This is a genomic window from Mesorhizobium sp. M2E.F.Ca.ET.219.01.1.1 (assembly GCF_004016445.2).
GTDB lineage: Bacteria > Pseudomonadota > Alphaproteobacteria > Rhizobiales > Rhizobiaceae > Mesorhizobium.
Map to the genome: position 1 here is coordinate 1,252,783 of NZ_SADT02000001.1, position 16,205 is coordinate 1,268,987.

General features: G+C 64.8%; 12 protein-coding genes. All 12 read left to right on the forward strand.

The window, feature by feature from the left end; translation table 11 throughout:
• Position 1 precedes the first annotated feature (1 nt).
• Positions 2 to 1,126: an undecaprenyldiphospho-muramoylpentapeptide beta-N-acetylglucosaminyltransferase gene (murG, locus tag EN862_RS05880; RefSeq protein WP_127863230.1), complete on the forward strand. Its 1,125-nt coding sequence runs from the start codon at positions 2 to 4 to the stop codon at positions 1,124 to 1,126.
• The gene (gene murC / locus EN862_RS05885) at positions 1,123 to 2,529 is read left to right on the forward strand and encodes a UDP-N-acetylmuramate--L-alanine ligase (protein WP_127863231.1); all 1,407 of its coding nucleotides are present in this window, start codon (positions 1,123 to 1,125) and stop codon (positions 2,527 to 2,529) included. Before murG ends, murC begins: the two co-directional genes overlap by 4 nt.
• A complete protein-coding gene (murB, locus tag EN862_RS05890; protein WP_127863232.1) occupies positions 2,526 to 3,491 on the forward strand; it encodes a UDP-N-acetylmuramate dehydrogenase in 966 nt (321 codons plus the stop codon). The genes murC and murB overlap by 4 nt, the downstream gene beginning before the upstream one ends.
• 452 nt (positions 3,492 to 3,943) lie before the next feature.
• Entirely contained in the window at positions 3,944 to 4,870 is a 927-nt protein-coding gene (locus EN862_RS05895; protein ID WP_127863233.1) for a D-alanine--D-alanine ligase, read from the forward strand.
• The gene (locus tag EN862_RS05900) at positions 4,858 to 5,802 is read left to right on the forward strand and encodes a cell division protein FtsQ/DivIB (RefSeq protein WP_127863234.1); all 945 of its coding nucleotides are present in this window, start codon (positions 4,858 to 4,860) and stop codon (positions 5,800 to 5,802) included. Before EN862_RS05895 ends, EN862_RS05900 begins: the two co-directional genes overlap by 13 nt.
• Positions 5,799 to 7,106, forward strand: coding sequence for a cell division protein FtsA (gene ftsA / locus EN862_RS05905; RefSeq protein ID WP_112127201.1), 1,308 nt, complete (start codon positions 5,799 to 5,801; stop codon positions 7,104 to 7,106). The genes EN862_RS05900 and ftsA overlap by 4 nt, the downstream gene beginning before the upstream one ends.
• A 67-nt stretch (positions 7,107 to 7,173) precedes the next feature.
• Positions 7,174 to 8,835 carry a cell division protein FtsZ gene (ftsZ, locus tag EN862_RS05910; protein WP_127863235.1) on the forward strand — a complete coding sequence of 554 codons (1,662 nt, stop codon included), beginning with the start codon at positions 7,174 to 7,176 and terminating at the stop codon, positions 8,833 to 8,835.
• A 376-nt stretch (positions 8,836 to 9,211) separates the two neighbouring features.
• Positions 9,212 to 10,159: a UDP-3-O-acyl-N-acetylglucosamine deacetylase gene (gene lpxC / locus EN862_RS05915; RefSeq protein WP_127863236.1), complete on the forward strand. Its 948-nt coding sequence runs from the start codon at positions 9,212 to 9,214 to the stop codon at positions 10,157 to 10,159.
• Between the two features lie 201 nt (positions 10,160 to 10,360).
• A complete protein-coding gene (locus tag EN862_RS05920; RefSeq protein WP_127863237.1) occupies positions 10,361 to 11,230 on the forward strand; it encodes an outer membrane protein assembly factor BamD in 870 nt (289 codons plus the stop codon).
• Between the two features lie 8 nt (positions 11,231 to 11,238).
• The gene (gene recN / locus EN862_RS05925) at positions 11,239 to 12,912 is read left to right on the forward strand and encodes a DNA repair protein RecN (RefSeq protein ID WP_127863238.1); all 1,674 of its coding nucleotides are present in this window, start codon (positions 11,239 to 11,241) and stop codon (positions 12,910 to 12,912) included.
• 362 nt (positions 12,913 to 13,274) lie between these two features.
• Positions 13,275 to 15,482, forward strand: coding sequence for an NAD-dependent DNA ligase LigA (ligA, locus tag EN862_RS05930; RefSeq protein WP_127863239.1), 2,208 nt, complete (start codon positions 13,275 to 13,277; stop codon positions 15,480 to 15,482).
• Positions 15,482 to 16,174 carry a TIGR02453 family protein gene (locus EN862_RS05935; RefSeq protein WP_127863240.1) on the forward strand — a complete coding sequence of 231 codons (693 nt, stop codon included), beginning with the start codon at positions 15,482 to 15,484 and terminating at the stop codon, positions 16,172 to 16,174. The genes ligA and EN862_RS05935 overlap by 1 nt, the downstream gene beginning before the upstream one ends.
• Positions 16,175 to 16,205: the final 31 nt, after the last annotated feature.

A 16,205-nucleotide genomic window follows, 5' to 3' on the forward strand; every position in this document is an offset into this window, starting at 1 on the left:
GATGGCGAAGGGTGTCATCCTGCTTGCAGCCGGCGGAACGGGCGGACACCTGTTTCCGGCCGAGGCGCTCGCGCATGAGCTGATCGAACGCGGCTGGAAGGTGCATCTTGCCACCGACCGGCGCGCCGAGCGCTATTCCGGACAGTTTCCCGCCGCCGACATCCACGCGATCCCGTCGGCGACGCTGGGCTCGAAAAATCCGGTCGCCGTGATCTCGGCTTTCTGGAAGATCTGGCAGGGCGTGCGCGAAGCAAGCCGGATCATCGCTCGGATCAAGCCGGAGGCGGTCGTCGGCTTCGGCGGCTATCCGACGCTGCCGCCGCTCTATGCGGCGACACGGCGCAAGGTGCCGACACTGATCCATGAGCAGAACGCCGTCATGGGCCGCGCCAACAAGGCGCTTGCCGGCCGCGTCGACGCGATTGCCGGCGGCTTCCTGCCGGAAGGCGCGAGCGCCGACGGCGCAAAGACGGTGACGACCGGCAATCCGGTCAGGCCGCAGGTTCTGGAGGCAGTGAAAACGCCCTATGCAGCGTCGAACGAGGGCGAACCGTTCCGCTTGCTGGTGTTCGGCGGCAGCCAGGGCGCGCAGTTCTTTTCCGATGCGGTTCCGGCGGCGGTCGCGCTGTTGCCGCAAGACCTGCGCAAGCGGCTGGCGATCACCCAGCAGGCGCGCGCGGAGGATGTGGCGCGGGTGAAGGAGGCCTATGCCGAACTCGGCGTCGACGTCCAGGTCTCGCCCTTCTTCACCGACATGGCGGCGCGCATGGCGGCGGCGCATCTGGTGATGTCGCGCTCAGGCGCCTCCACGGTTTCGGAGATCGCTGTCATCGGCCGGCCGGCGCTGCTGGTGCCTTATCCGCACGCGCTCGACCACGATCAGGCGGCGAATGCAGCGGCCCTTGCCGGCGCCGGCGGCGCCGAGCTTCATCCGCAGTCGACGCTGTCGGCCGAACGGATTGCGCAGCTGGTCGGCGGGCTGATGCAGGACCCGGATCGGCTGGTGGCCATGGCCGCCGCGGCCCGTTCGGCCGGAAAACCGAACGCGGCGCGGTTGCTCGCCGATCTAACAGAGGCTATTGCGTCCGGCAAAACGGTTTCGGACTACAGGAGGACGCGCGCATGAAGATGCCGCAGACGATCGGCCTTGTGCATTTCATCGGCATCGGCGGCATCGGCATGAGCGGCATCGCCGAGGTGCTGCACAATCTCGGCTACAAGGTGCAGGGTTCCGACCAGGCTGACGGGGCCAACGTCCAGCGGCTGCGCGACAAGGGCATCGAATGCTTCGTCGGCCACAAGGCGGAGAATCTCGGCGATGCCGAAGTCGTCGTCGTTTCGACCGCGATCAAGAAATCCAACCCCGAGCTGAAGGCCGCGCGGGAGAAGCTTTTGCCGATCGTGCGCCGGGCCGAGATGCTGGCCGAGCTGATGCGCTTTCGCCAGGCGGTCGCCATCGGCGGCACGCACGGCAAGACGACGACCACCTCGATGGTGGCAACGCTGCTCGAGGCCGGCGGGCTCGATCCGACCGTCATCAATGGCGGCATCATCAACGCCTATGGCACCAACGCGCGCATGGGCGATGGGGAGTGGATGGTGGTCGAAGCGGACGAAAGCGACGGCACCTTCCTGAAGCTGCCGGCCGACATTGCCGTCGTCACCAATATCGATCCCGAGCATCTCGACCATTATGGCAGCTTCGACAAGGTGCGCGAGGCCTTCCGCCAATTCGTCGAGAACGTGCCGTTTTACGGCTTCGGCGTGATGTGCACCGACCATCCGGAAGTGCAGGCGCTGGTCGGTCGCATCGAGGACCGGCGCGTCATCACCTATGGCGAGAACGCGCAGGCCGACGTGCGCTTCACCAACCATCGCATGCTGGGCGCGACCTCGGAATTCGACGTGGTGATCCGCGACCGCAAGGGGCGCGGCACCGCGACGATAACCGGCCTGCGCCTGCCCATGCCGGGCAAGCATAACGTCTCCAACGCGACGGCGGCGATCGCGGTCGCGCACGAACTCGGCCTGTCGGATGACGCGATCAAGAAGGGTCTGTCGTCCTTCGCCGGCGTCAAGCGGCGCTTCACGCACACCGGCTCGTGGAACGGTGTCGAGGTGTTCGACGATTACGGCCACCACCCGGTGGAGATCGCGGCGGTGCTGAAGGCCGCGCGCAGCGCCACCAACGGGCGCGTGATTGCCATCGCGCAACCGCATCGCTTCACCCGGCTGCACGATCTATTCAACGAATTCTCCGTCTGCTTCAACGACGCGGATACGGTGATGGTGGCGCCGGTCTATGCGGCCGGCGAGGAGCCTATCGACGGCGTGACCTCCGATGCGCTGGTTGCGCGCATCCGTTCCGGCGGCCATCGCGACGCGCGCTATATCGATGGCCCGGCGGCGATCGCGCCAGCCATTCGCGAGCTTGCCAAGCCCGGCGACTTCGTTGTCTTCCTCGGCGCCGGCAACATAACGCAATGGGCCTATGCGCTGCCCAAGGAACTTGGCGGGACGCCCTCATGATGCGCGGCCAGGATCTCATCAACAAGCTCGGCGACAAGCTTTCGGGCCTGCGCGGCCGCATCACGCCGAACGCCGAAATGGACAAGATCACCTGGTTCCGGGCCGGCGGCCTGGCGGAGGCGCTGTTCCAGCCGGCCGACGAGGAAGACCTCGCCGCCTTCCTGCGCGCGGTGCCGGAAGAGGTGCCGGTCATGGTGGTCGGTGTCGGCTCGAACCTCCTGGTGCGCGACGGCGGCATTCCGGGTTTCGTCGTCAGGCTCTCGGCCAAGGGTTTTGGTGAGGCCGAGGCCACCGGACCGACGACGATCAAAGTGGGCGCTGCTACACCCGACAAGCGCCTCGCAGCGGTGGCCTATGAGGCCGGGATCGGCGGCTTCCATTTCTACCACGGCATCCCCGGCGCCATCGGCGGCGCGCTGCGGATGAATGCCGGCGCCAACGGCGTCGAGACCCGGGAGCGCGTCGTCGAGGTGACGGCGCTGGACCGCAAGGGCAATCTCCACACGCTCAGCAATGCCGATATGGGTTATGCCTACCGCCACTCGTCCGCGCCTGGAGGGTTGATCTTCACCTCAGCCGTCTTCGAAGGCTTTCCGGAGGACAAGGCAGCGATCAAGGCGGCAATGGATGCCGTGCAGAACCATCGCGAGACGGTGCAGCCGATCCGCGAGAAAACCGGCGGCTCGACCTTCAAGAATCCGGAAGGCACCTCGGCCTGGAAGGAGATCGACAAGGCCGGCTGCCGCGGGCTGATGATTGGCGGCGCGCAGATGTCGCCGATGCATTGCAATTTCATGATCAACACCGGCACGGCGACCGGCTATGACCTCGAATATCTTGGCGAGACGGTGCGCGCGCGCGTGCTCGAGAATTCCGGCATCCGGCTGCACTGGGAGATCAAGCGTCTCGGCAATTTCCGGCCCGGACATGAGGTGCAGGAGTTCCTCGGGCAGCTTCTTTGAGGTGCGTTGATATTCAGGTGAGGCCGGCCTGCAAACGGCGGCTTCCTGCGCTTCCGGTGCTCACTTACTTTAGTACGCTCCGCTCCGGTTCTCGGATGCCACCGTTTCGACTCGGCCTGACCTGAATCTCAACACACCTCAGCGGCCTCGTTAAGTTCAAGTAACACTTGAACATCCGCGCCTTGCGGCGGCGTCAACCGTTGCTGCGAAGACTCAACAACACACTTTTCTCGACTGTTTTCGCGGAAAGTGAATCTCTCGGAATCATAGGCACTTGCCAGCGAATCAACTCTCTGATTCTCTGCCCTGAAGCGTTTCCTGATTTGAGTCGTTCGACGCGTTCAGCCGCGTTTTCCGTCTGGGGGGCAACCTGCCGGAAGACTCGGACTCAATGCGTAGGGATGCGGTGCGGGAATATCGGTTGCAGGCCCGGCGTGAGAGGGGTGACGGGAATGAAGAAGAAGCATGTGGCTGTTCTCCTGGGGGGATTTTCCTCGGAACGGCCCGTGTCTCTGTCCTCGGGGAAGGCGTGTGCGGATGCGCTCGAGACTGAAGGCTATCAGGTCACCCGCGTCGACGTTTCGCGCGATGTCGGGTCTGTGCTTGCCGAGCTCAAACCTGACGTTGCCTTCAATGCGCTGCACGGTCCGTTCGGCGAGGATGGCACCATCCAGGGAATTCTCGAATATCTCGCAATTCCCTACACCCATTCGGGCGTGCTCGCTTCGGCGCTGGCCATGAACAAGGAGCAGGCCAAGAAGATTGCCAAGGCTTCCGGCATTCCGGTCGCGGAGTCAAAGGTGGTCAACCGCTTCGCTGTTCAGAATAAGCATCCGATGAAGCCGCCTTATGTGGTCAAGCCGGTCAATGAGGGGTCGAGCTTCGGCGTCGTGATCGTGCATGAAGGGCAGTCGCATCCGCCGCAGGTGATCGGCTCAACCGAGTGGCAATATGGCGAGACCGTGATGGTCGAGCGCTACATCCATGGGCGCGAATTGACCTGCGCGGTGATGGGCGATGTGGCGCTCGGCGTCTGCGAGATCATTCCGACCGGGCATTCCTTCTACGACTACGATTCAAAATACGTGCCCGGCGGATCAAAACACGAAATCCCTGCTAAAATTTCACCGAATATTTACCAAAAAATACAGACACTGGCCCTCAAGGCTCATCTTGCCATTGGTTGCCGGGGCGTCTCCCGATCGGACTTCCGTTACGACGACCGTCACTCCGAAAACGGCGAGGTTGTCTGGCTCGAGGTCAACACTCAGCCGGGCATGACGCCGACGTCTCTGGTGCCCGAAATCGCCGCGCAAGCGGGACACTCGTTCGGCGATTTGTTGAGTTGGATGGTGGAGGACGCTTCGTGTCTGCGTTGAGGTGGGGACAGGGTAATGGCGGCAACGCGGCTGGTCCCGCGCTGTTCGGCGTGCCGCTGTCGTTCGACCGTTTCGTCTTGCCGCGTCAGCTTCGCCGGCCGGTGCGTGTGCTGGCGCGCCTGTGCGGCGGCGAGTACGAGGCGCCGCGCTTTTCGGCGGCAATCCTTTCCGCCGCGCTCATCGCGTCGAGCAGCGCCTATGGCGCTTTTCTTGGCGGCTACTCCGACAGCGTGGTGCAGGGCATCACGGCCCGCACCGGCTTTGCCGTCGACCAGATCAAGGTGGTCGGCAACCGTCAGACGTCCGAAATTGACGTGCTCGACCGGCTCGGCCTCGACGGCTGGACGTCACTGATCGGCTTCGATGCCGAGGCCGCGCGCGAGCGCATCGCGACCTTGCCCTGGGTCGAGGGCGCGGCGGTGCGCAAGATCTACCCTCATACGCTGGAAGTGCGCATCGAGGAGCGCGAGCCCTTCGCGCTTTGGCAGCAGGGCGCTTCGGTCTCGGTCATCGAAAAGTCGGGCGAAGTGATCGCGCCGTTCTCGGGCGGCAAGCAGGCACAGCTGCCGCTGATCATCGGCACCGGCGCGCCGGCGATGGCGCCGGCCTTCCTCGCCAAGATCGAGCGCTATCCCGAGCTCTCGGCGCGGGTCAAAGGCTACATCCGGGTCGGCGAACGGCGCTGGGATCTGAGGCTCGAGAACGGCATCACGATCAAGCTGCCGGAAGACGACGAGGACCAGGCAATCGCCGAGCTCGTCAAGATCGATCATGACAACGGACTTTTGACGCGCGACATCGCTGCTGTCGACATGCGGCTCCCCGACCGGCTGGTCGTGGAGCTTTCGCCGGAAGCCGCGACGCAGCGCGAGGCCGCGCTCAGCGACAAGCCGAAGAACCTGGCCAAGCGCAAGGCGGGGACGAAGATATGAGTTGGCTTGGCGGCGGTGGTGATCAATCTTCGCGCCGGTCGGGCACGCTCACGGTGCTCGATGTCGGCTCCAGCAAGGTTTGCTGCGTGGTGGCGAAGCTTAAGCCGAACGAAGACGGTAAGCTGCTGCGCGGACGTTCCCACCGCATCCAGGTGATCGGCATCGGCCACCAGAAATCGCAGGGCGTGAAGTCCGGCGTCGTGGTGGATCTTGATCGCGCCGAGCATGCCATCCGGCTTGCCGTCGACGCGGCCGAGCGTATGGCCGGGCTCACGGTCGATTCCCTCATCGTCAACATGACGGCGGGCCGCCTGAAGAGCGAAGCCTTTTCGGCGACCATCAATCTCGGTGGTCATCAGGTCGAGGAAGTCGATATCAAGCGCGTGCTCGCCGCCGGCGCCAAGCAGGCGCTCAGGGCCGAGCGCGAGGTGATCCATTCGCTGCCCGTCGGCTTCTCGCTCGACGGCGAGCGCGGCATGCGCGACCCGCGCGGCATGGTGGGCGATGCGCTCGGCGTCGACATGCATGTGCTGACGGGCGACGCGGCGCCGATGCGCAATCTCGAGCTTTGCATCAACCGCTCGCATCTGTCGGTCGAGCGCATGGTGGCGACGCCTTATGCCAGCGGGCTTGCCTCGCTGGTCGACGACGAACTCGAAATGGGCGCCGCCTGCATCGACATGGGCGGCGGCACGACGACCATCTCGGTCTTCTCGGAAGGCAAGTTCATCCATGGCGACGCCATTGCCATCGGCGGCAACCATGTGACGCTCGACATGGCCAAGGGGCTGTCGACTTCGCTCGATGCCGCGGAGCGGCTGAAGGTGATGCATGGCTCGGCGCTGCCTGGGAGCGCCGACGACCGCGACCTCGTCTCGATCCAGCCGATCGGCGAGGAAGGCGACGTGCCGTCGCAGATACCGCGCTCGGTGATGACGCGCATCATCCGTGCGCGCATCGACGAGACGCTCGAGCTTTTGCGCGACCGGCTGAACAAGTCCGGCTACGGCAATGCCGTCGGCAAGCGCGTCGTGCTCACCGGGGGCGCCAGCCAGCTCGCCGGCCTGCCGGAAGCGGCGCGCCGCATTCTCGGGCGCAATGTGCGCATCGGCCGTCCGCTCGGCGTGGCGGGCCTGCCGGAGGCGGCCAAGGGACCGGCGTTCTCGACCCCGGTCGGATTGATGATCTATCCGCAGATGGCGAGCTTCGAGAGCCATTCGGCGAAAGGACTTTCCGGTTTCAGGATGACCGGAACGGGCGGAAGACTGCATCGCATGAGTCAGTGGTTGAGAGACAGTTTTTAATTTGACGGGGACAGCCCCATAGGCGGCCGCAGCGGCGAAGCGGCGGGAAAGGCAAAGGACGGAGACAATGACCATCAATCTGCAAAAGCCGGACATCACCGAGCTTAAGCCACGCATCACCGTCTTCGGTGTCGGCGGCGGCGGCGGCAATGCGGTCAACAACATGATCACAGCCGGGCTGCGCGGCGTCGAGTTCGTGGTGGCCAATACGGACGCCCAGGCGCTGACCATGTCGAAGGCCGAGCGGCTGATCCAGCTCGGCGCGCATGTCACCGAAGGCCTCGGCGCCGGCTCTCAGCCGGAAGTCGGCCGCGCGGCGGCGGAAGAGTGCATCGACGAGATCATCGATCATCTGTCCAACACCCATATGTGCTTCGTCACCGCCGGCATGGGTGGCGGCACCGGCACGGGCGCCGCTCCGGTCGTTGCCCGCGCGGCGCGCGAGAAGGGCATCCTCACCGTCGGCGTCGTCACCAAGCCGTTCCACTTCGAGGGCCAGCGCCGCATGAAGACGGCCGACATGGGCATCGAGGAACTGCAGAAATGCGTCGACACTCTGATCGTCATCCCCAACCAGAATCTGTTCCGGCTGGCCAATGACAAGACCACCTTCGCCGATGCCTTCGCCATGGCCGACCAGGTGCTCTATTCGGGCGTTGCCTGCATCACCGACCTGATGGTCAAGGAAGGCCTGATCAATCTCGACTTCGCCGACGTGCGCTCGGTTATGCGCGAGATGGGCAAGGCGATGATGGGCACCGGCGAGGCTTCGGGCGAGGGCCGCGCAATGGCCGCCGCGGAAGCCGCGATCGCCAACCCGCTGCTCGACGAGACCTCGATGAAGGGCGCCAAGGGCCTGCTGATCTCGATCACCGGCGGCCGCGACCTCACGCTGTTCGAGGTGGACGAGGCCGCGACCCGCATCCGCGAGGAGGTCGACCAGGACGCCAACATCATCCTGGGCGCCACCTTCGACGAGGAACTGGAGGGCGTGATCCGCGTGTCGGTTGTCGCCACCGGCATCGACAAGTCGGCCGCCGAAATCGCCGCGGCGCCGATCTCGATCCGCGCGCCGCAGAAGCCGGCCGCCCGCCCGGCGGCGGCTCCGGTCGCTGAAATTCGCCCCGCTCCGGTTCAGCCGCAGGCCTACGAGTCGCGCGCGGTCGACCCGGTCGCCGAGGCGATCCAGCTTGCCGAGGCAAACGCAGCCGCCATGGCGCAGCCGCGCCCTGCGCCGGTCGACGACTTCCGGCCGCAGAGCAAGATCTTCCAGGCTCCCCCGGCCCAGCCGCAACCGCAGCCGGTGATGCAGCCCCAGGTCATGCAGCAGCCCGCGCCGCAGCGCGAGATGCCGCAGCCGGTGGCCACCGCTCCGCAGCGCATGCCACGCGTGGAGGATTTCCCGCCGGTGGTGAGGGCTGAGGTCGAAGCCAAGACCCGCCCGGCGGACCATGAGAACAGCGGTCCGATGGGGCTGATCAAGCGGCTGACCAACGGCCTGACCCGCCGCGAGGAAGAGCCGGCCCGGCTCCAGCCGGCGCAGCCGCGCGAACCGAAGCTGCGCCAGGCAGCGCCCGAGATGCGCCGCCTTGCCAGCCAGGACCCGCAGCTCTACGCGCCGCGCCGTGGCCAACTCGACGACCAGGGCCGGCTGACGCCGCAGGCCCGCACGGTCCAGGAAGACGACCAGCTGGAAATCCCAGCCTTCCTGCGCCGTCAGGCCAACTGAGCGTTGGCGGGTCGCTGATCTCGATACAGCCTGCCGCCGATCGTTAACGATATATAACGGTTGTTAACAGGCAGACGAGAAATCGTCTGCCTGTTGCTTTTGTAAAATATATTAAAAACAACGGCTTATGATTTATTTCTGACGCAATCCCGCGGTTACACGGGGTAAGAAACCGTGATTTGGAGTCTCCAGGGCGGCCCATTATCTTCGCCACTGACTAAAGTCGGTTTGCCGGGATTCGGGGAGTAGCCCTGCCTGCCGATCACACAGAGCCGCATGCTCTTGCTTATTTTGCCGCATTCCATGCGAGCGCCGGGCGATCACCTGGCTGCAAGATACCCAAGGCCGATGGAGCGGACGCAGGCATTTTGGGCGTATGGGGTTACTCTTGCACGACTATCAGACGACAGTGAAATCGCGCGCGACGCTGGCTGGCATCGGCGTCCACAGCGGCAAGACCGTCACCGTTCATTTCCTGCCGGCCGACGCCGACACGGGTATCGTCTTCCATCTTTCGAACGGCGGCGAAACCCGTGAGCTCCGCGCCCTGGTCGCGGAAGTCGGCGCTACCGATCTTTGCACCATGCTCGGCGATCCGACCGGCGCGCATATCGGCACCGTCGAGCATCTGATGGCCACGGTGTTCGGCCTCGGCATCGACAATCTCATCATCGAGATCGACGGCTCGGAAGTTCCGATACTCGATGGCAGCGCCATGGCGTTCATCGAAGCCTTCGACCAGGCCGGCATCGAGACCTTGACCGTGAAGCGCCGCTATATCCGCGTCATCAAGCCGGTGCGCGTGGAAGCCGGCGCGTCCTGGGCGGAATTCCGCCCCTATGACGGCACGCGGTTCGAGGTCGAGATCGATTTCGAAAGCCCGGCGATCGGCCGGCAGCAATTCGCCTCCGACATCAACCCCGACATCTTCCGCCGCGATATCGCGCGGGCGCGGACCTTCGGCTTCATGAAGGATGTCGAGAGGCTTTGGGCCGCCGGCTACGCGCTCGGCTCGTCGCTGGAAAACTCGCTGGTCATCGGCGACGACAACCGCGTCATCAATGTCGGCGGGCTGCGCTATCCCAATGAGTTCGCCCGCCACAAGACCCTTGATGCCATGGGCGATCTGGCGCTGGCCGGCGCGCGTTTCATCGGCTGTTTCCGCTCCTATCGCGGCGGTCACCGGATGAACGCGTCCGCGTTGCGCCGGCTGCTTTCCGACCACACGGGCTTCGAGATTGTCGAGACCCGGCGCCGCGAGCGTGGCCGCGTCGCGGAGATGATTGCCGTCAGCCGGCCGGTCTACGCACCCTGGGTGATCTGATTTTTAACCGTTTTCTGGCGTTGTAGTCAGGCTTGTGTTGCACGATTGCATCACGAGTCGCTGAAATTGCACAAGCTCGGGCGCAGCGCCGGGCCGCCACAAAAATGTGCGATTGGCCGGACATAGCGTTGCCGGGCAAGGGGATAATGGTCTATGGCTTCGGCCCGGACCGAAACGACGCCGAAGGGGCGGAATCCAAACATGTTTTTTTCGCGAGTTGGTCAATCGGTAACGCCGCGTCGGGATGTTTTGCTGGCGTTGTCGGTGGTTGCTCCCGCGCTCGTTCTGTCGGCCTGCATGTCCTCCGAGAAGGACGTCAACCTGGCGACCTATGTCGATCAGACCGAGCCGGCAGACGTCCTCTACAACCAGGGCCTGGCCAATATGAATGCCGGCCGTCTCGACGAGGCGAGCAAGAAGTTCGACGCCGTCGACCGCCAGCATCCCTATTCGGAATTCGCCCGCAAATCGATGGTGATGGGGGCTTTCGCCGACTATCGCGCCGGCAATTATGACGAGGCGATCGGCACCGCGAAGCGCTATCTGACGCTTTATCCGTCGACCGACGACGCGGCTTACGCGCAGTACATCATCGGCTTGAGCTACTACCGGCAGATCAAGGACGTCACCCAAGACCAGAAGGAAGCGCGCCAGACCATCCAGACCATGCAGGATCTGGTGACGCGCTGGCCGAATTCCGAATATGTCGCCGACGCCAAGGACAAGATCCGCTTCGCCAACGATCAGCTTGCCGGCAAGGAGATGCAGGTCGGCCGCTATTATCTCGAGCGCCGCGAATACATCGCCGCCGTGAAGCGTTTCCGCACTGTGGTCGAAACCTATTCCAACACCCGCCATGTCGAGGAGGCGCTCGCGCGCCTGACCGAGTCCTATTATGCCATGGGCCTGACCTCGGAAGCGCAGACGGCCGCGGCGGTGCTCGGCACCAACTATCCGGACAGCCAGTGGTACAAGGATTCCTACAAGCTCCTGCAGAGCAACGGGCTTGAGCCGCGCGAGAATGCCGGATCGTGGATCTCCAAGGCTGGGAAGATGATCACCGGCGCCTGAAGCTTGCGATGCTGTCCAGACTGTCGATCCGCGATATCGTCCTGATCGAGAAGCTGGACATCGACTTCCTGCCCGGGCTTTCGGTGCTGACCGGCGAAACCGGCGCCGGCAAATCCATCCTGCTCGATGCCTTGTCGCTGGCGCTCGGCGCGCGCGGCGACGCCTCGCTCGTGCGCCATGGCGCGGCGCAGGGCCAGGTCATCGCGGTGTTCGACGTGCCGCGCAACCATCCGGCCCGTGCGCTGCTTGCCGAAAACGACATCGAGGACGATGGCGACGTCATCCTGCGCCGCGTGCAGACGGCCGACGGCCGCACCCGCGTCTTTGTCAACGACCAGCCCTCCAGCGTCACGCTGATGCGTGATGTCGGCCGCGCGTTGGTCGAGATTCATGGCCAGCATGACGAGCGCGCACTGGTCGATCCCGGCGCGCATCGCGAATTGCTGGACAGTTTCGGCGGCCATCTGGGCGCCGTGCGCGGCACGGGCGAAGCCTGGCGCTACTGGCGAAACTGCGAGCAGGAGCTTTCCCGGCATCGCGCCAAGGTCGAGGCGGCGGCGCGCGAGGCCGATTATCTGCGCGCTTCCGTCGCCGAGCTTGCCAAGCTCGACCCGCAGCCGGGCGAGGAGACGGAGCTTGCCGAACTGCGCGCGCAGATGATGCGCGTCGAGAAGATCGCCGCCGAGATCCATGACGCGCAGGATGTGCTGTCGGGGCCGTCCTCGCCGCTGCCGCAGCTTGCCAGCCTGCTGCGCCGGCTGCAGCGCAAGTCGGGCGAGGCGGCGGGCCTGCTCGACGATGTGGTGAAATCGCTGGACGAGGCGATGATCTCGCTCGATGCGGCGCAGTCCGGCGTGGAAGCCGCGCTTCGCGCCACCGAATATGATCCGCAACGCCTGGAGAAGGCGGAGGAGCGCCTGTTTGCGCTGCGTGCCGCTTCACGCAAGCACAATGTCGCGGTGGACGATCTGGCGCAACTGCGCGACACGATGGTGGCCGACCTTGCCGACCTCGATGCCGGCGAGGAGCGGCTGCATGCGCTGGAAAAGCAGGCCGCCGCGGGGCGCGAGGCCTACGATATTTCCGCGGCGCAGCTTTCCTCGCTGCGCCAGGCGGCGGCGTCGGGCCTGACCAAGGCGGTCATGGCGGAACTGCCGGCGCTGAAGCTCGAACGGGCCGAATTCATCGTCGAGATGGGAAGCGATGCCGAAAGCCGTATGGAAGAAGGCATCGACCAGGTCGAATTCTGGGTGAGGACCAATCCCGGCACCAGGCCGGGACCGATGATGAAGGTCGCCTCGGGCGGCGAGCTCTCGCGGTTTCTTTTGGCGCTGAAGGTGGCGCTGGCCGATCGCGGGTCGGCGCCGACGCTCGTGTTTGACGAAATCGACACCGGCGTCGGCGGCGCTGTGGCCGACGCCATCGGCCAGCGGCTGGCGCGGCTGTCGAAGCGCGTGCAGGTGCTTTCGGTCACGCATGCGCCGCAGGTGGCCGCGCGGGCGGCCACGCATTTCCTGATATCCAAATCCGGCGGCAAGGACCGCGTCGCCACCGGCATCGCCGAAATGGACCGAGCCGCGCGCCAGGAGGAGATCGCGCGCATGCTGGCCGGCGCCGTCATTACCGATGAAGCCCGCGCCGCTGCGGAGAGGTTGCTGCGCGAGAATACGGCCGCCGCTTAGAATGTGCTGATATTCAGGTGAGGCCGGTCTGCGAACGGTGGTTTTCTGCGCTTCCGGTGCTCACGTACTCCAAGTACGCTCCGCTCCGGTTCTCGGAAACCACCCTTCTCGACTCGGCCTGACCTGAATCTCAACACATCCTTGGGCTTGGTTCTCCGAGCCTGCAGGTTGAGTCAGCAGATGGCTGCATCTCGCTGTTCAGGAATGATTTTTGCGCAAGCCGACTTCATGCCGGCGAATCCTGATTTATAGTGGCCCGCCGCCAAGCGCGCCGCGCTCGGCGGTTGTTGTTTTATGCATGTCGTTATCCCAAAACCGCACGACACTTTTGGGCGACATGCATTGTTCGAGGACCGCGTTCCATGTCGGAAAAACCAGTCGAATCGCTGAGCGAAAGCGAGGCCGAGCAGGAGCTGAAGCGGCTCGCGGCGGAGATCGCCGAGCACGACCGGCGCTATCACACCGAGGACGCGCCGACGATCTCGGATGCCGAATATGACGCGCTGGCAAGACGCAACCTCGCCATCGAGGAGCGTTTCCCCGATCTCGTGCGTGATGATTCGCCATCGCGCCGGGTCGGCGCGCCGCCGGCGGAGGGCTTTGCCAAGGTCCGCCACGCGGTGCCGATGCTCAGCCTCGCCAAGGCCTATACCGACCAGGATGTTGCCGATTTCATCGAACGCGGAAGGCGCTTCTTCGACCGCGACAAGGACCTCGACATCGCCTTCACCGCCGAACCGAAGATCGACGGGCTGTCGGCCTCGCTGCGCTATGAGAACGGCGTGTTCGTGCAGGGCGCGACGCGCGGCGACGGCGCGGTCGGCGAGGACATCACCGCCAATCTGAAGACCATTGCCGACATCCCGAAGAAGCTGCAGGGCTCGGGCTGGCCGGAGGTCATCGAAATCCGCGGCGAGGTCTATATGACCTATGCCGAATTCGAGGCGCTGAAGCAGCGCTCGGCGGCTACAGGCGGTCAGGATTACGTCAATCCGCGCAACACGGCGGCCGGGTCTCTGCGCCAGAAGGATCCGTCGGTCACCGCCAGCCGCAACCTCAAATTCTTCGCCTATGCCTGGGGCTACGCCACCGCCGATCCGGCTCCGACGCAGTACGATTCCGTGCAGAAGTTCAAGGAGTGGGGATTCAAGGTCAGCCCGCTGATGGTCCGGGCGAAGTCGATCGACGAGCTCATCGCGCAGTACCATCATATCGAGGAATTGCGCTCGTCGCTGGGCTACGACATTGACGGCGTGGTCTACAAGGTCGACCAGCTCGAGCTGCAGCGCCGCTGGGGTTTTGTCACCGGCGAGCCGCGCTGGGCCGTCGCTCACAAATTCCCAGCCGAGCAGGCGATGACCACGGTCGAGAAGATCGACATCCAGGTCGGCCGCACCGGCACGCTGGCGCCGGTGGCGCGGCTGGCGCCGGTGACGGTCGGCGGCGTGGTGGTGGAGAACGTCACGCTGCACAACGAGGACTATATCAAAGGCTTCGACAGCAACGGCCAGCCAATCCGCGACGGCATCGACGTGCGCATCGGCGACACGGTGGTCATACAGCGGGCAGGGGATGTCATTCCGCAGATCGTCAGCGTCGTTATCGGCAAGCGCCCGGCCAATGCCGTGCCTTACGAATTCCCGCATACCTGCCCGGTCTGCGGCTCGCCGGCAACGCGCGAGATCAACGAGAAGACGGGCAAGGAGGATTCGCGCCGACGCTGCACCGGGGAGCTGATCTGCGCTGCCCAGGCCGTGGAAAGGCTGCGCCATTTCGTGTCGCGTGGCGCGATGGATATCGAGGGGCTGGGCGCGGAAAATATCGACCTCTTCTTCAATGCGGGGCTGGTGAAGACCGCCGCCGATATCTTCACGCTGAAGGATCGCCGCCCGGCCGTCACCAAGGCGCTGGCCGAGCGGCGCGAGGAGCAGGCGCGGCTGCGCGAGGAAGCGTCAGGCAAGACGCGCAAGAATGTGCGCAGCATCGAGGAGCGCAACTATGAGGGCCTCGACAAGCTGTTCGCGGCAATCGACGCGCGGCGCGAGCCGGAACTCGACCGCTTCATCTTCGCGCTCGGCATCCGTCATATCGGCGAAACGACGGCGGCCGTGCTTGCCCGTCAGTTCTCGACCATCGAGGAACTGATCCGCGTGGGCAAGGAGACGGCAAAGGCGGAGGATCCGCATACCGTCTTCCCGTCGATCAACGGCATCGGCGACACGGTGATCAATGCGCTGCGCGATTTCTTCGGCAATGAGCGCAATGACGACGTGCTGGATGCGTTGCTCGCGCAGGTCCACCCGAAACCCTATGTCATGGAAATCTCGGCCGGCAGCGAAGTCTCCGGGAAGACGGTGGTGTTCACCGGCTCGCTTGAAAAGATGACGCGCTCGGAAGCCAAGGCGATGGCCGAGCGGCTCGGCGCCAAGGTGGCGGGCTCGGTTTCGGCCAAGACCGACCTGGTGGTGGCGGGTCCAGGCGCGGGCTCGAAGCTGAAAGTCGCGAGCGATCTCGGGATCGAGGTGATCGACGAGGATACCTGGCTGCAGCGCATCGGCAGGGCTGGCTGATGACGGGCGCGTTCAAGGGGTTTGGGCAGAAGGCCATCCCATTCCTGAAGGCTCTCGATTTCCACCAGAGCCGGGAGTGGTTCCAGGAGAACCGCGACCTTTACGAAAGCGAATTGCACGGGCCGTTCTGCAATCTGGTCGAGGCGCTCACCACGCGCTTCGAAGCGGCCAAGCTCGGCTTGCGCGGCGACCGCAAGAGGTCGCTGTTCCGCATCAATCGCGACGTGCGCTTCTCCAAGGACAAGCGGCCCTACAACCGGCATCTGTCGGCCATCCTGTCGCCGGACGGCACCAAGATGGAGCAGGGCGTCTTCTACGTGCATATCGGGCTTGAGCGCTGCTTCGCCGGCGTCGCCTGGTGGCAGCCGGCGCCCGAACTGCTGCAGGCGATGCGCAAGGCGATCGTCACCAAGCCGGCCGCGTTCCGCGCCATGGTCTCGTCGCTCAGGAAAGCTGGCCTGGAACTCGATGCTGAAGATCGCCTGAAGCGGGCGCCGCGCGGTTTCGAGGACGTCGGCGACGAGGATCTCGCCCAAGCGGTGCGGAGCCGGCATTTCGTGGTCCGGCACGACATCGATCCGGCGACGATCCATTCGCCGGCGCTGGTCGACGATCTCGTCGACTTCACGCTTGGCGCCAAGCCGCTGCTCGACTGGGGCAGGGCGATCCAGGGGACGGCTGTGGCGGCCTAACCTCGGGTAGCATTGGCCCGAGGCAGGCGAG

Excerpts from the sequence above, each read along its gene's own strand:
- murB (WP_127863232.1), top strand. The coding sequence starts at position 2,526 with ATGATGCGCGGCCAGGATCTCATCAACAAGCTCGGCGACAAGCTTTCG.
- murG (WP_127863230.1), top strand. The coding sequence starts at position 2 with ATGGCGAAGGGTGTCATCCTGCTTGCAGCCGGCGGAACGGGCGGACAC.
- ftsZ (WP_127863235.1), top strand. The coding sequence starts at position 7,174 with ATGACCATCAATCTGCAAAAGCCGGACATCACCGAGCTTAAGCCACGC.
- murC (WP_127863231.1), top strand. The coding sequence starts at position 1,123 with ATGAAGATGCCGCAGACGATCGGCCTTGTGCATTTCATCGGCATCGGC.
- lpxC (WP_127863236.1), top strand. The coding sequence starts at position 9,212 with ATGGGGTTACTCTTGCACGACTATCAGACGACAGTGAAATCGCGCGCG.
- ligA (WP_127863239.1), top strand. The coding sequence starts at position 13,275 with ATGTCGGAAAAACCAGTCGAATCGCTGAGCGAAAGCGAGGCCGAGCAG.
- EN862_RS05895 (WP_127863233.1), top strand. The coding sequence starts at position 3,944 with ATGAAGAAGAAGCATGTGGCTGTTCTCCTGGGGGGATTTTCCTCGGAA.
- EN862_RS05920 (WP_127863237.1), top strand. The coding sequence starts at position 10,361 with ATGTTTTTTTCGCGAGTTGGTCAATCGGTAACGCCGCGTCGGGATGTT.
- ftsA (WP_112127201.1), top strand. The coding sequence starts at position 5,799 with ATGAGTTGGCTTGGCGGCGGTGGTGATCAATCTTCGCGCCGGTCGGGC.
- EN862_RS05935 (WP_127863240.1), top strand. The coding sequence starts at position 15,482 with ATGACGGGCGCGTTCAAGGGGTTTGGGCAGAAGGCCATCCCATTCCTG.
- recN (WP_127863238.1), top strand. The coding sequence starts at position 11,239 with ATGCTGTCCAGACTGTCGATCCGCGATATCGTCCTGATCGAGAAGCTG.